Genomic DNA, 14629 nt, shown 5'->3' with positions numbered 1-14629 from the left:
CCAGCGCGGTGGAATCGGGCGGTTTAAATCTGTAGGAGCCGGCTTGCCGGCGATGGCGGTGTGTGTGGCGCCGCAAATCCCATGGACCGCCATCGCCGGCAAGCCGGCTCCTACAGGGTGGGGTGCTCATGAATTGGTGCTTGACCAACACCCGCTGCTGCCAGGGCAACACCCCGGCAGCAGTCCACTCAGAAGTCGTAACTGACGCTGGTGTAGTAGAACGCGCCCTGGGCACCCTCAGGACTGGTGATCGAATACTTCGGCACGCCGTACAACTGCGCCCCGTCAGCCTTGTCCGGATGGGTATCGAAGAGGTTGATCGCCCCCACGGACACCTTCAGTGCTTTGTCGAAGGTGTACGACAAGTCCAGGTCCGTCACCCATTGCGGGCTGTAGGTCTGGTCCAGGTTCGGGTTGGTCGAGTTGAGACTTTTCCATTCGCCATAGCGGCGCTGGGACAGGGTGACGCCCCAACCGTCATACAGCCAGTTGGCGCTGAGGATCAGCTTGGAGTGGGGCGTGCCGTCCTCGATCAGGCCTTGGGTGGTGCGGCCGACAATCTGCGAGCCCTTGATGTTGCCGACGTCACGCAGGGCGGTGATTCGGGTGTTGTTGTGGCTCACGCCGGCATTCAGGTTCAGGCGTCCCCATTGCTGCAGGTCCAGTTGATAGTTGCTGGCCAGTTCGACACCGTCGGTGCGGGTGTCGGCCACGTTGGTGTAGAAGGCCGCACTCTGGATGTTCGCGTAAGGGGTACCGGCGAAAATCGGCGACACCACCGACGCGGGCAACTGGTCGGAGAGGGTGATGCGGTTGTCGATATCAATGCGGTAGGCGTCCAGCGTCACCGATGCATTGGCCAATGGGCGCCAGACCAGGCCCAGGGAATAGCTGGTGGATTCTTCCGGTTTGAGCGACGTCCCTCCCAGCAGCGCGGCCTCCGGGCTGTTGGCGCGCAACGTACGTTGCTGCACTTCGACAAAGTTACCGCTGCCAGGCGGTTGCTCGACCACTTGCACGCTGAACGAGGACAAGCCGCTCTGCACCAGGGATGGCGCACGATAACCGGTGCTGGCGGTGGCCCGGGCGGCGATCTGCGGGGTGAAGTCGTAGCGCAGGGAGAGTTTGCCGTTGGTGGTGTCGCCGAAGTCCGAGTAGTGCTCGGAACGGACGGCGACACCGGCCTGGAATTTCTCGGTGACCTGGCCTTCGACGTCGACATAGGCGCCCGCCACGTTGCGGTCCAGTGAGGCGGCATCGACCTGGGTGATGCCCGAGTAGTAACCCGGGATGCGCCGGCGGGTAACGGGGTCGACCGTGTTGAAGAGCGGGCCGTTTTGCCAGCCAGCGGCCTCGCCCGGGCTCAGCTCGTAGTTCTCCCGTCGCCACGCCACGCCGGCGGACAGTGTCAGTGGTTTGAACAACAGGTCCGTCGGGAAGTCCCGCACCCAATCGAGGGTGACGTTGGTCTGGTCGGCGTCGCGTTCGCCGGTAAAGATCTTTTCCGGGCTGTTCACACCCCAACTGGGGTTGATGGCGTTGCGGTCGGTGGACTTCAGGGTGTTGTCGCCATGGTTGACGGCGAAATCGAACGTGCCCAGTTGTTCATCTTCGTAGCGCAGTCCGCCGGTCAACGCATAGTCTTCCAGCGAGTAACGGGTGATCGGTACACGGCCGTCCGGGAAGCGCTGCAATGCGGTGCTGCTGTAGTTGTTGCGCAAGGTCGTGGGCGGGTCGAAGAAGCCTTCGGCATCGGTGTTCTTGTGGGAATAGGTGGCAAAGCCGTAGGCCGTCAGACCGTCGCCAATGCCGATTTCACTGTTGGCGGCGACATTGTACTGGTCCGACACATTGCCCGAGCCCCAGCGCCAGGTGCGATAGCGGTTGTTCTGCTCGCGGGGCGTGTTGATGCTGGTGGAGCCGGGGTAGAAAATCCGGTTGTCCGGGTTGGTGTCGCTGGCCGGGTCTTGATTGCCGGCATCGAAACTCAGGGTCAGGAAGCCGTCGTTGGGCAGGGCGATGCCTTTCCAGCCGCTGAGTTTGCGCTGGATGCCGTCGCCCTTGTCGTAGCCGCCGAAGCGATAACCGAGGTTGCCACCGTTGTCGTTCTCTTTGAGTACGATGTTGATGACCCCGGCGATGGCGTCCGAGCCGTACTGGGCCGCCGCGCCGTCGCGCAGGATTTCCACTCGCTGGATCGAGCTCAGGGGAATCAGGCTCAAGTCGACCGCTGCCGCGCCACGCCCGTTGACCAGGCTCTGGCGGGTGACGTTGGCGCTGGTGTGGCGGCGCTTGCCGTTGACCAGCACCAGCACCTGATCGGATGCCAGGCCCCGCAACGACGCGCCCTGGGCGATGGAACCGGCAAAGGCGCCCTGAGGGGACTGCGGATAGGTGAACGACGGTGACAGGGCGGTGAGGGCACCGGACAAATCGCTGGCACCGGTTTCTTCGAGCTGCTCAGCGGACAGCACGTCAATCGGCGAGGCGCTTTCCAGCGCGGTCAGATCGCTGCGCCGGGTCCCGAGCACCACCACTGTGTCCAGGGGATCGCTGTTGGCGGCGGGTTGGCTTTCGGCAGCCACGACAGGCACGGCAAGGCTGCCAATGACCAGCGCGATAGCGCCGGCCAACGGAGTACGTTGGAGCATAAAAAGATTCCTTTCAGACAAGGCTTTGTAGGAGCTGGCTTGCCAGCGATGGCGGCCTCCAGAACGATGCAAGGCTTGTGGCCCTCATCGCCGGCAAGCCGGCTCCTACAGGGTTATGCGTGAGATCAGAAGCGGCTGGTCACGCTCAGGCCGACGGTACGTGGGTCGCCGTAGGTGATGACGTATTGGCCCAGTGTCCCGTTCGGACGACCGTGAACCTGATAGCGACGGTCGGTGACGTTGTTCACGTAACCGGTGACGCTGAGTTTTTCATCCGGGCTGAACCAGGTCAGGCGAGTGTTGGCCAGGGTGTAGTGCGGCTGGCTGAGGGTCTTGTCCGCACTGCTCTGGCGGTCAGCGAGGAAGTATTCCTTGTCGCGAAAACTCACGTCGCCGCCAGCCACCAGCTTGCCGCCGACTTCCAGCGGGAAGGTGTAGTCGGCACCGAGCGCGACCACATTGCGCGGCGAGCGTACGAAGCTGTTGCCGCTGTAATCACCCGTGACGACCCCGGTGTTGGGGTTGGTGTTCTTGAAATCGGTGTATTCGGTGTCGAGGAAGGACACTGCGGCACGCAGGTGCAGGAAGTCAGTCGGCTGGGCTTCAAGCTCCAGTTCGGCACCCTTGACCTTACCCTTGGCGCCGTTGGTCAGTGCCGTGGTGAGTACACCGTTGTTGACCGTCAGCAGGTTCACCTGAATATCCGAATAATCGTAATAGAAGAGGTTGGCGTTGGCCGTCAGGCGATGGTCGAACCACTCGGATTTGAGGCCGAGTTCGTAGGCGTCGAGTTGTTCCGGGTCCACCGTGGTCAGCTGTGAAAGGCTGGTGGACAGGCCGGTGTTGAACCCACCGGAACGGAAACCGTGGGCATAACGGAAGAATACCCGGACGTTGTCGTTGATCCGGTACTCGGGCGTCAGGTCATAGGTCCAGGCGTCCCAGGCCTTGTCTTCCTGACGATTACCGTTGGTGCCGACGCCACGCAGCGGCACCAGCGGGCCGTTGGCCGTGATGCGGGTCAGTTGCGTCAGGTCGAGGTCGATGTCTTTCTTTTCCTGGGTCCAGCGCAGGCCGCCCGTCACGCTGAAATCATCGGTGAAGTCGTAGGTCAGGTTGCCGAACAGCGCGTAGCTGTCGGTCTTGTGGTCATAGCTCAGGTCACGAAAGTCGGTGACGCCGCCGATCTGGTTGGAACCGGTGCCGTTAGGTGTCGGGCCCGGTGTGACAATACGCTGCGCAGAGCTGTCGAGGTCCTCGTGGAAGTAATGAGCGCCCAACAGCCAGCGCAGGGTTTCCTGTTGCGGCGATGCCAGCCGCAGTTCCTGGGAGTATTGAGCGTATTTGTTGTCGGTGATTGCTGCGCCGTTGACCTCAAAAGGCGTGTAGTCGGCGTCGCTGGTCGCCTGGTTGCGAAGGTAGTCATAGGCACTGATGGAGGTCAGGGTGTAGTCACCCAGGTGCCAGTTCAGGGTCAGTGAGGTGCCGTCGTGATTGAGCTTGGAGTCTTCATTGACGTTGATTGCGATATCGCGCCCATTGGGTCTTTCGTAGCCAACGTTGTAGTAACGCCCGACCGTGAGCGAGCCGTTGCTGCCGTCGCCTTTGAATTCGCGGCTGTGAACCTTCAGCAACGCCTCGAGATCGTCGTTCACCTGAGCAAGAAACTGCAGGCGGACGGCTTTCTTGTTCACGTCGCCATAGGTGTTGTCGTCGACCAGGTTCTCCTGGTAACCGTCACGTTCCTCGGAGTAAAGCGCGACCCGCGCCGCGAGTTTCTCATCCACCAGCGCTCCCCCCAGAGCGCCGGTGACGATGCGTTCGTTCTTGGTGCCAAACCCGATCGTGCCGTAGCCGTCGGTGTCGAAAGTCGGTTTTTTCGAGATGACATTCACCGCGCCTGCGGTGGTGTTCTTGCCGTACAGCGTACCTTGCGGCCCCCGCAGGATTTCAATGCGCTCCAGGTCGAACAGCGGCCCGCCGCCGGCAATCGGTGCGTTCAGATACACATCATCGGCGTAGATCCCCACCGGGAAAACGGTTGCAGCGCCCGTATCACCCGTGCCGAGGCCGCGGATGTACCAACGGGGCCGGCCATCGCCGTCCGGGTTTTTCGCCGAAACGTTGGGAACGAATGTCGTGATGTCACCCATGTTGCGCGCGCCATCGGCGACGAGGCTGGTGCCCTGTATCGCCGACACCGCTATCGGGATCTCCTGCAGGGTTTCTTCACGGTGTTGAGCGGTGACGGTCACGGTCTTGAGTGAAGGCTCGGCAGCGGTCTTGCTGCTGTCGACCTCGGTGGACTCTGCCGCCAGCAATCCCTCGCTGACACCGCCCCCGGCAAGTAACAAGGTTAGCCAGATACTTTTGGTGATTGGATTAAGTTTATGCATTTAAGTCTCCCCCAATAAAGTTTCACTAGAGGGGGTAGAGCAGAGATCGTGCCAAATGTTTTTTTGAGCGTGTTAGTTTTGTTAAGTTTATGAAAAACATAGAAATTAATGTTTGTATGAGTTTGGCTAAAAGCCTTTTTTCCTGAATTTATTAGTTGGATCCAGTTGGCTGCGAAGAGCCTGTCAGACATTCAGCAGAAGTTGCTTGGCGGGTGTTGCTGGAGCAGCAGGATTTGAGCGGGGGAGTGTTGCCTGGCCAGCAACTCATTGGCCTTGCGGACGCCATCGCCGGCAAGCCGGCTCCTACAGGTTTTTGCGTCGAAGCGGAACGTATTCTGTAGGAGCCGGCTTGTCGGCGATGGCGTCGTCACCGGCGATAAAAATTTCAAACCGCCAGGCGTGAGGTCGAGCCGATGACCTTTTCCAGCACGCTGAAATCAATCCAGTCGCGCACATCGAAACGCCGTGGAATAAAGTCCCAGCGATGCAGGAAGTCAGTGAAATCCTGCAAGGCTTCAATGGATCGTGCATCCAGCGTCGTGCGCAAACGCCGATGAGCGTCTTCGCCGTACGCGGCGGCGACCCAGTACTCGCTGGTGTTCAGTTCCCGGGCCAGAAAACGCCGGGTTTCGTCCGGATTGGCCCAGGCCCATTGCTCGGTGCGCAGCACGGTATCAACGATTTTCACGCTGGCGTCGAAATGCTCATGCAGCAGGTGGGTGTCGACGGTCAGGGTCCGTGGCGTGCCGTTGTTCGAGCGAATCAGCGGGTCAGGGTGGGAGCCGGTGTCGACGACCACCTGCAAGCCGAATTCATTGGCCAGGTGCACGGCGTGTGCGCCCTTGAGAAAAATCGCGTCGATGTCGCCGCGCAACAAGCCGATCAGTTCGTTGTTGCGACGGCTGACGCGCGTGACCCCGAGGTTGACCTCCGAGCCGTAGACATGCTGTTTCTGGTCGTCGCTGTAGGTGCCGCCATAGGGATAGTCCACCAGCTCGACATCGGACACGTCCAGGCCTTCGAGCTTGAGGGCGTTTTCCAGGCCGCGCAGGGCCTGGGCGCGAGTGAAGTCGATCTGCACGTTGGCCCATTTCGGCAGCCCGAAGCGGCGGTTCTTCAAGTCGCGAATGCTCTTCACACCGCTTTCCGCCGTGGTCAGGATCAACTGCACCTCGTCACTCCAGGACAACCCCAGTACTCGGGTTTGAACGCCGCTGGCATAGGCCCAGATGGCCGGGATATTGCCGCCGTGACGGACCGAGTTTTTCAGGTGATGGTCGTAGTGGGCTTCGCGCACTTCCCGTTCACTGGATTCGCGCAGGGATTGGATATTGGTGCCATACGGCTGAAAGGCTTGCGCCAGTCGACCGGATTGCACGGCGATGCCAAGCCCCGTGGGAACAGGGCTATGGGTATACCAAAGCGTATCGAGTGGTTTGCTCATAAAGTCCTTCAGTGCCAATCCATGAAGCCTGGCGGGTTAGCCTGCCAGTGCGGTGTTTGTTTGCAGCAACGCGTGCAGCGGTCGAGGGTCGATCCAGTCGCGCACATCGAAGCTTGTCGGGATGAAGCGCCAGCGATGCAGGAAGTGGGTGAAGTCCTGCAGGGCGTCGATGGCCTGTTCATCCAGTTCGGTGCGCAAGCGCAGATGAGCATCGTTGCCATAAGCGGCGCTGACCCAGTACTCGCTACTGTTGGTTTCGCGGGCCAGGTAGCGGCGGGTCTCTTCGGGATGGGTGTGGGCCCACTGTTCGGCGCGCTGTACGGCATCGAGAATGCCGGTGGCGATATCGAAGTGGTTATCCAGCAGGTTCAGGTCCACGGCCAGCGTGCGAGGGGTGCCATTGTTGCTGCGAATCAGGGGCTCGGGGTGTGAGCCGGTGTCGATGACGGTATGCAGGCCGAACTCATGGGCCTGCCGCGCGGCGCTGGCGCCTTTGAGGAAGATGGCATCGACCTCGCCACGCAGCAGGCCCACCAATTCCAGGTTGCGTCCCTCGACCCGCTGTGGACTGACCGGCGTGCCGTTTACGGTGCTGACCTGCGGATCGCTGAAGGTGCCTTCATAGCGGAAGTTCACCAGTTGCACATCGCCGACCTGCAGGCCCTCCAGTATCAGGGCGTTTTCCAGCCCGCGCAGGGCCTGGGCCCGCGTGAAGTCGATTTGCGCGCCGGCCCAGTCGGGCAAACCGAAACGCCGTCCCTTGAGGTCCTTCACGGTTTTGATGCCACTGTCTGCGCGCGTCAGGATCAGTTGCACTTCATCGGCCCAGGACAGGCCAATCACCCGTGTTTCCCGGCCTTGGGCCCTGGCCCAGATGGCCGGAATGTTGCCGCCGTGGCGTACCGAGTTGCGCAGGGTGTGGTCGAAGTGCGATTCACGTACGGCCTTGTCGGTGGATTCGCGCAGCGACTGTACCTGGGTGCCCAGAGCGCCGACGGTGTCCTGCAGCCAGCCTTTCTGCACGGCGATGCCCAGCCCGGTGGGGACCGGGCAGCGGGTGTACCAAAGGGTGTCGAGGGGTTGAGTCATCAAGGGTTCTCCCGCAGCGCTCAGGCGCTGGCCTTCAAATGAGTTGCCGGTTGCACGGCAGGGCGTTGGTGCACCAGCGGCAGCACTTCCTGGCCGATGCGCAGGGCTTCTTCCAGGTGCGGGTTGCCCGCCAGGATGAAGGTCGAGAACCCGGCGTCGCGGTACTCCGCCAGGCGTTCGGCGATGTTCTGGTGGCTGCCCACCAGGCCCACGGTCGGCCCCGGTTTGGCTTTGGCGAAACCGGCCCACAGGTTCGGACCGATGATCAGATCGTCGAAGCGGTCGATGTTCTGGTGGTAGGCGGTTTGCCGTGCACCCCCCACCGAATCCGAACCGCTGGTAAAACCCTTGGCCAAGGTGCTGCTCTGGCCTTCAAGTTTGTCGAACTGGCGACGCAAGTCTTTCCACGCCAGCTCTTCGGTTTCCCGGGCGAACAGGTCGACCCTGAGACCGAAGCGCACGCTTCGGCCTTGTTTATCTGCCAGTTCGCGCACCCGTTCGATATGCGGCTTGAGCTTGTCGATGGGCTCGGCCCAGTTCAGGTAAACGTCTGCGTGCCGGGCGGCCACGTCCAGTGCCGCGTCGGAGAACCCGGAAAAGTACACGCCGGGTTTGCGCTCGTTGTGCAGCCCGTGGGGTAGGGCGCCGTTCTCCAGTTGATAGATATCGCCGTCGTAGGAGAAACGCTCGTTCTGCCAAAGACCCTGGATGATGTCTAGGAATTCACCGGTGCGCTTGTAGCGCAGGTCATGTTCGAGGAAGTCGCCGTTGGCTCGCTGACTGGCCGGGTTACCACCGGTGATGATGTTCCACTCCAGGCGACCGCGACTGAGGTTTTGCAGGATGGCCGCTTGTTGTGCGGCGTAGGCCGGCAAAGTCCAGGTGGCCTGGAACGCGATCAGGAATTTGATGCGACGGGTTTCCCGGGCCAGGGCCGCTGCGACAATCCATGGCTCGGGGCCTGTGGGCAACAAGGCCCCTTCGAAACCCGCCAACTCCGCGGCCTTGGCCACTTGGGCGATGTAGTCGATGTAGGTGAAGTCGTCCGGTTCGCCGTTGGGCAAGCGCCCCGGTGCGATGTTGCCCGGGCGATAGTGAGGGTTGCCACGGTTGTGTTTGTCGGTGGTCAGTTGCGGACCGTCGGTGCCCAGTGGCAGGCGCCAGAAAAATTCGGTGGTCATGGGTTGCTCCTGATTCAAGTACGCGATACGTCGCGCAGGTGCGAGGATGTCTTGTCAGGGGGATTGCAACGGACATGCCATGCTCGGCGCGCCGGGTTTTGGCCAACGGGGCCGGGGGGGGGGCGAGGATGGGAGGAGGGCGGGAGGCGAGGGGTGCTGCTGTGGCAGCAGTCCGTCAGCAATGGTTGCTCGGGGGGCAGCAGGTGGGTTGGGTGGTGCGTGGGGGCACGCGTTTCTGTAGGACCCGGCTCACTCCCACAGGGTTAGTGGGTGTATGCGAATCTGCGAGCAACCGAAATCACTGTGGGAGCGAGCTTGCTCACGATGGCGGTGTGTCAGGCACCATGGATGTTGAATGTGCTGGCCTCATCGCGAGCAGGCTCGCTCCCACAGGGTTAGTGGGTGTATGCGAAATCTGCGAGCCACCGAAATCACTGTGGGAGCGAGCCTGCTCGCGATGGCGGTGGGTCAGCGGAGATCAATGTTGAATGTGCCGGCCTCATCGCTTTCAAGCCGGCTCCTAGAGCGATGGCAGTCTTGATTACGCCGGTGCGGTGGCGACGATGTCGTCAATCGAGGCACCCGCTTCGGCACTGCGCAGGTAGGTCTGGTACAGCGCTGCATAGGTGCCGCCCTGATCGATCAATTGGCGGTGGGGGCCTTGTTCGACCAGGCGGCCGTGGCGGATGACCGCAATGCGATCGGCATCGCGGATGGTTGCCAGGCGGTGGGCAATGATGATGGCCGTGCGACCTTCGCACAGCCGGCGAAACGCACGCTGGATGCGGCGCTCGGTATGGATGTCGACGGCCGAGGTCGCTTCGTCCAGTACCAGTACCGCCGGGTCCGCGAGGTAGGCGCGCACCAGACAGACCAATTGCCGCTGGCCATGGCTCAGGTGTCCGCCCAGTGGCCCGACTTCGGTCTGGTATTGGTGTGGCAACCGCTCCAGCACTTCATCCGCGCCCAGCTCCCTGGCCGCTGCGATCAGGCGCGCATCGTCGGCCTGCGGCGCCGCCAGGCGCAGGTTGTCGAGAATGCTGCCACTGAACAGCACGTTGTCTTGCAGGACCACGCCGACATTACGTCGCAATTCGTGCTGGGGCAGGTTGCGAATATCAATGCCATCGAGTCTGACCGAACCCGATTGAACCTCGTAGAAGCGCGTCAGCAACTGCACCAGCGTGCTCTTGCCATGGCCCGAGGGACCGACAATCGCCAGCACCTCACCGGCAGGAATATGCAGGTCAAGGTCGTTGATCACCGGTGACGAACTGTTGGCATCGTAGCTAAAACGCACCTGTTCAAAATTCACTTCGCCTCGGGCTTTGCCCACGTGCTGCGGCGTGGCCCTGTCGCTGATCTGCGGCCGCGTGTCGAGCAACAAAAAGATCCGCTGTGCCGAGGCCGAACCGGTGGCGTAGCGCTCGAACAGGTCCGAGAGTTCCTGCAATGGCCCCAGAAACAGGAACACATAGAACAGGCTCTCCGCGACCTGGCCAACGGTCACATCGGTCTGCGCCAGGCCATACGCCCCCACCAGCAACAGCAGCGCCATGCCGGCCGAGCTGAGCAGGGCGGTGAACGGCGCGAACCAGCTTGAGCGCAGGCTGCCACGGATCAGTGCGTGGTTGAAATCATCCAGCAGTGCGCGATAGCGCCGCAGGTTCGGCGCTTGCTGGGCGCACTGCTGCAACATGCGCGCACCGTTGACGCTCTCCACCAGATGGGCGGTGAAGCGGCTACGGTTCTCCGCCACCTTGGCCCAGTTGCGTTGGGAAATGCGCTTGAAACCCCAGGTGGCCAACACCAGCAATGGCACTGTGGCGGCGAGGCTGAGAAAGAATCGCGGTTCGATACGCCACAACATCACCGAGGCCAGCCCGCAGCGCAGTAACGCGCCCAGCAGTTCAGGCGGACCCTGGATCACCAGGGGCTCAAGGGCATCGACATCACGGTCGACGCGGGAAATGATGCGCCCGGCCTTGGTCCGGTCGAAGTAGCTGACGCTCAAGCCCTGGACATGCGCAAACACCTGCACCCGCAGGTCATTCAACACCCGGATCGCCGCGCTGCCGGCCACGTACTGTGAGACCCCGGCGAGCAGAAAACGCCCGAGCCAACTGGCCGCCAACCCCAGGCCGAGCCAGAGTACGAGGCGCTCATCGAGCAACCAGTGATCGTTCTGTTGGATCAGCCCACGGTCGAGCAACTCACGGACGAACCAGGGCCGCAGGAACACGGTGAATACCAGCAGAAGCTCAATGCCGATGACCCCGAAAATATGTCGGCGAATCGGTTTCAGCAGCGGCAGCAGTCGACTGAACATGCTGCGGTCCAAGGCCTTTTTGGCCAGCATTTCTTCAATTTCGATATCGCTCAGGGCCTTGCCGGCGATTGGGTTAGCCATGGTCGATCCCTAGCAGGTCGCGGTAATCAGGAGAGGTTTTCAGCAGTTGTGCATGGGTGCCGCTGGCGGCGATGTGGCCGTCCTGGAGCATCAGCACGCGGTCGGCCAGGAGGATGGTCGAGAGCTTGCTGGAGATCACCAGCAGGGTGGTGGCCTGCCCTTGAGCGCGGCGCAACTGGCGAATGTTATTGAGTACATGGCGTTCGCTGATCGCATCCAGCGCGCTGGTGGCATCGTCCAGGCACAGAATGTCCGGTTCGCCGAGCAATGCGCGGGCCAGGCTCAGACGCTGGCGCTGACCACCGGACAGTGTCACGCCACGATCACCCAGGGGAGTGGCCAGTCCTTGCGGCAGGCGCTCCAGCACATCGTCGGCGGCGGCCAGGCGCAATCCCTCACGCAGCTGTCGATCACTGGCCTGCGGCGCGGTCAGGCGCAGGTTGGCCGCGAGGGTGTCGGAAAACAGAAAGCTTTCCTGGGGGACCACGTGAACCCGGCGTCTCAGTTCGTCCAGCTTCAATTGACGGATGTCCTGCCAGCCGGCGCTGTCCGAACCGATCAGCACGCGCCCGGAACTGATATCGCTCAGGCGCGGCAACAGGCTGGCCAACAGGCTTTTGCCCGTGCCGGTGGCACCCACCAGCGCGACGATTTCACCGGGCTGCAGGGTCAGTGAACAGTCCCGCACAATATCCAGCCCACCGCCGGGAGCACTGACGCTGACGTGCTCCAGCTTCAAGCCCAGAGGCGAGTCAGGCAGGCTGGCATCACCGCTGCGGATCGCGGCCGGTTCGTCCAGCAACTGCCAGATCCGCTCGGCGCTGGAGCGTGCGTCAGCGAAGGTCTGCATGACACGGCCGATGCCTTCGATGCGAAACACCAGGGTGGTGGCGATCAGCAGCGAGGTGACCAGTTCACCGATGCCGAGCTGGTCGCTGGCCACCAGGTGGGCGCCATAGACCAGAATCCAGACATGTCCCAATGCGACGACAGCCTGTGGCAGCGGAATTCGCGAACTGGAGTAGGCGAGGGCGTGACGGGCGTGGTCGGCAAACACCGTTACTTGAGTGGTGAAACGCTGGATGCGGCTATCTTCCAGGCCAAACGACTTGATCACCCGCACGCCGCCAATGCCTTCGCTGAGGTCCTGGTTGACCCGGTCGTAGGCTTGGCCAACGGCCCGGTCGAGGCTGACAAGGCGCTCGGTCTGGCGCACAAAGATCCAGAGGGCGAATACGGTCAACATGAGCGGCACCAGACCCAGCAACGGGTTGTACCAACCCAGCAGGCCGACGGTCGCCAGCACCACCAGTGGCGTTTCCACCACCTGGCGCCAGAAGCTGATCAGGGCGTCGCGAACCTTGTCGGCATCACGGGTGGTGCGAGTGATCATTTCCCCCATGCCGTGTTGCCAGTGATAGCCCAGGTGCAGGTGCTGTACCTGTTGCAGGATGCGTTCACGCAGGCGCGTCAGCAGTTCCTGGCTGAGTACCAGCGACAACACGCTCGCAGCGTATTGCAACACGCCACGGCCCAGGGCCACGGCGAGCATCAACCACAGCCAGTACCAGCCAAGGCTGGCGTCGAGGCTGCCATCGGCTTGGCGGATGACCGCGCGACCGGCGCTGACGTCGTTCACCGCGTGCCCGATCAGCCATTGCTGCCAGACCAGCCCCAGGTTCACGGCAATGAACAGTAGCGCCACCAGGGCGAAGCGCCAGGGCATTTCCCGGTAGATCGCCAGGCTGCGCAATAGGGGGTGTTTTTCGATCATGGAAAAGCCTTTTGTGGATGTCGCGGGAAACCGGTGTCGATCACGATCTTGTAGGAGCCGGCTTGCCGGCGAAGGCGTCCTGGAACCTTGTGCAGGTCTTGGGGGCGCCATCGCTGGCAAGCCAGCTCCCACAGAGGGTGTTCGTTGCACACAATTCCTGTAGGAGCCGGCTTGCCGGCGATTGGGTCCTTGAGCCCTGTGGCGTTTTCGAAGCCGCCATCGCTGGCAAGCCAGCTCCCACAGAGGGTGTTCGTTGCACACAATTCCTGTAGGAGCCGGCTTGCCGGCGATTGGGTCCTTGAGCCCTGTGGCGTTTTCGAGGCCGCCATCGCTGGCAAGCCAGCTCCCACAGAGGGTGTTCGTTGCATGCGATTCCTGTAGGAGCCGGCTTGCCGGCGATGAGGCCCTCAGGTCATTGCGCAGGACGGGTGGCGCCCTGTTGCTCCTTGGCGTTGAGGATCGCGGTGTATTCGCCCGGATCGACACCATTGAGGTAGTAGTTGCCTACGTGATGCAGGCGCCAGCGGATCGGGTCGTGAGTGGTGTGGACCCGGGCATTGCGCCAGAAGCGGTCGAGGTTCCACTTGGTCAGTGATGAGCTGGCACCGAGCAGGGAGAAGATGTCACTGGAGATTTTCAGCGAGGCCGCGTCGGAGTGGGCGCGGGCGGTGGCTACCGAGAGAATCAGCTCGTCCTGCAGCGCTTTGTTGTCCGGATCCAGCTCGTGCTGGTCGAACACCCGTGCCGCGTCGCGCAGCAGTGATTGCGCCCCACGCAAGGCCACGGCGTACTCACCGATCTGCTTGATGATGTGCGGCTCCTGATTGGCGTGGTCGACACCGCTTTCCACCCAGGGGCGGGCATGGTGATTGAGGTACTCCACTGACGCCGACAGCGCGCCTTCGGCAATGCCGGTATCGATGGCGGCGTGGAGAATCTGCGGGAAGGTCAGGCCCGTGCGTTTCATGGGGCCCTTGCGCTGGGAGACGAAGCCTTCGTCGAGCTCGATGTTGTCGAAGATCACGGTGCCACTGACCGAATTTTTCTGACCGAAGGCCTCCCAGTCATCGACCAGCGTCAGGCCCCGGGCGTTGCGATTGAGCAGCACCCCGGCGCCGCCGTCATCGCTGGCGGCCGTCAGGGAAATCCATTCGGCCAGGTAGGAACCGGTGGAGTAGAACTTGCTGCCGTTGAGGATCAGCTTGCCGTCGGCACGACGTTCGACCCGGGTCTTGAGCGCGAACTTGTTCTTGCCGCCCACTTCGGCCAGGGCGTTGCCGAATCGTTTACCGGCCAGCACATCACGGATCAGCCGGTCGCGAATGTCGTCGGAGTAACCGGTGAAAATCCCGCGCAGCATGACGTTATGGATTTGCAGCAACTGACCGACGCCGCCGTCGGCGATTGAAATGATGCGTACGGTTTCGACGATGGTTTCCACCGAGGCACCCAGCCCGCCAAATGCCTTGGGCACCCCGATGGCGGTCAGGCCGCTTTCAGACAACAGTTGCGCCTGACGCCGAGGCAATTGGCCGTTCTGACTGGCATCGGCGGCGATTTCGGCGATCTCCACGGCGATCTCCTTCGCCACGGCGATGGCTTGCGCTTCGCTCTGCAGTAAGCGGATCGGAGCCTGCTCTTGTATCAGTTGTCCGGCGGGGTTGTGTTCGACCTTGCTCATTGC

Annotated in this window: 8 protein-coding genes; all 8 read right to left on the bottom strand. The window is 62.1% G+C overall.

From position 1 onward, the window contains the following. Positions 1-188: 188 nt before the first annotated feature. Positions 189-2651, bottom strand: coding sequence for a TonB-dependent receptor plug domain-containing protein (locus CD175_RS09380; protein WP_104448658.1), 2463 nt, complete (start codon positions 2649-2651; stop codon positions 189-191). A gap of 125 nt (positions 2652-2776) precedes the next feature. Beyond that, entirely contained in the window at positions 2777-5047 is a 2271-nt protein-coding gene (locus CD175_RS09375) for a TonB-dependent receptor (RefSeq protein ID WP_104448657.1), read from the bottom strand. A gap of 385 nt (positions 5048-5432) precedes the next feature. Further along, on the bottom strand, positions 5433-6491 hold the full coding sequence (locus CD175_RS09365; RefSeq protein ID WP_104448655.1) for an ABC transporter substrate-binding protein: 1059 nt from the start codon (positions 6489-6491) through the stop codon (positions 5433-5435). Between the two features lie 36 nt (positions 6492-6527). Further along, complete coding sequence (locus CD175_RS09360) at positions 6528-7580, bottom strand: ABC transporter substrate-binding protein (RefSeq protein WP_104448654.1); 1053 nt, start codon at positions 7578-7580, stop codon at positions 6528-6530. A gap of 20 nt (positions 7581-7600) precedes the next feature. Then, entirely contained in the window at positions 7601-8761 is a 1161-nt protein-coding gene (locus CD175_RS09355; RefSeq protein ID WP_104448653.1) for an LLM class flavin-dependent oxidoreductase, read from the bottom strand. A gap of 541 nt (positions 8762-9302) precedes the next feature. Continuing rightward, positions 9303-11171, bottom strand: coding sequence for an ABC transporter ATP-binding protein (locus CD175_RS09350; RefSeq protein WP_104448652.1), 1869 nt, complete (start codon positions 11169-11171; stop codon positions 9303-9305). Further along, a complete protein-coding gene (locus CD175_RS09345; protein WP_104448851.1) occupies positions 11164-12945 on the bottom strand; it encodes an ABC transporter ATP-binding protein in 1782 nt (593 codons plus the stop codon). The genes CD175_RS09350 and CD175_RS09345 overlap by 8 nt, the downstream gene beginning before the upstream one ends. Positions 12946-13357: 412 nt before the next feature. Then, on the bottom strand, positions 13358-14626 hold the full coding sequence (locus tag CD175_RS09325; RefSeq protein ID WP_104448651.1) for an acyl-CoA dehydrogenase family protein: 1269 nt from the start codon (positions 14624-14626) through the stop codon (positions 13358-13360). Between the last annotated feature and the right edge of the window lie 3 nt (positions 14627-14629).

The sequence above is a fragment of the Pseudomonas laurylsulfatiphila genome, assembly GCF_002934665.1.
In the GTDB taxonomy this organism is placed as follows: domain Bacteria; phylum Pseudomonadota; class Gammaproteobacteria; order Pseudomonadales; family Pseudomonadaceae; genus Aquipseudomonas; species Aquipseudomonas laurylsulfatiphila.
This window is presented reverse-complemented; position numbering and strand designations above follow the sequence as displayed.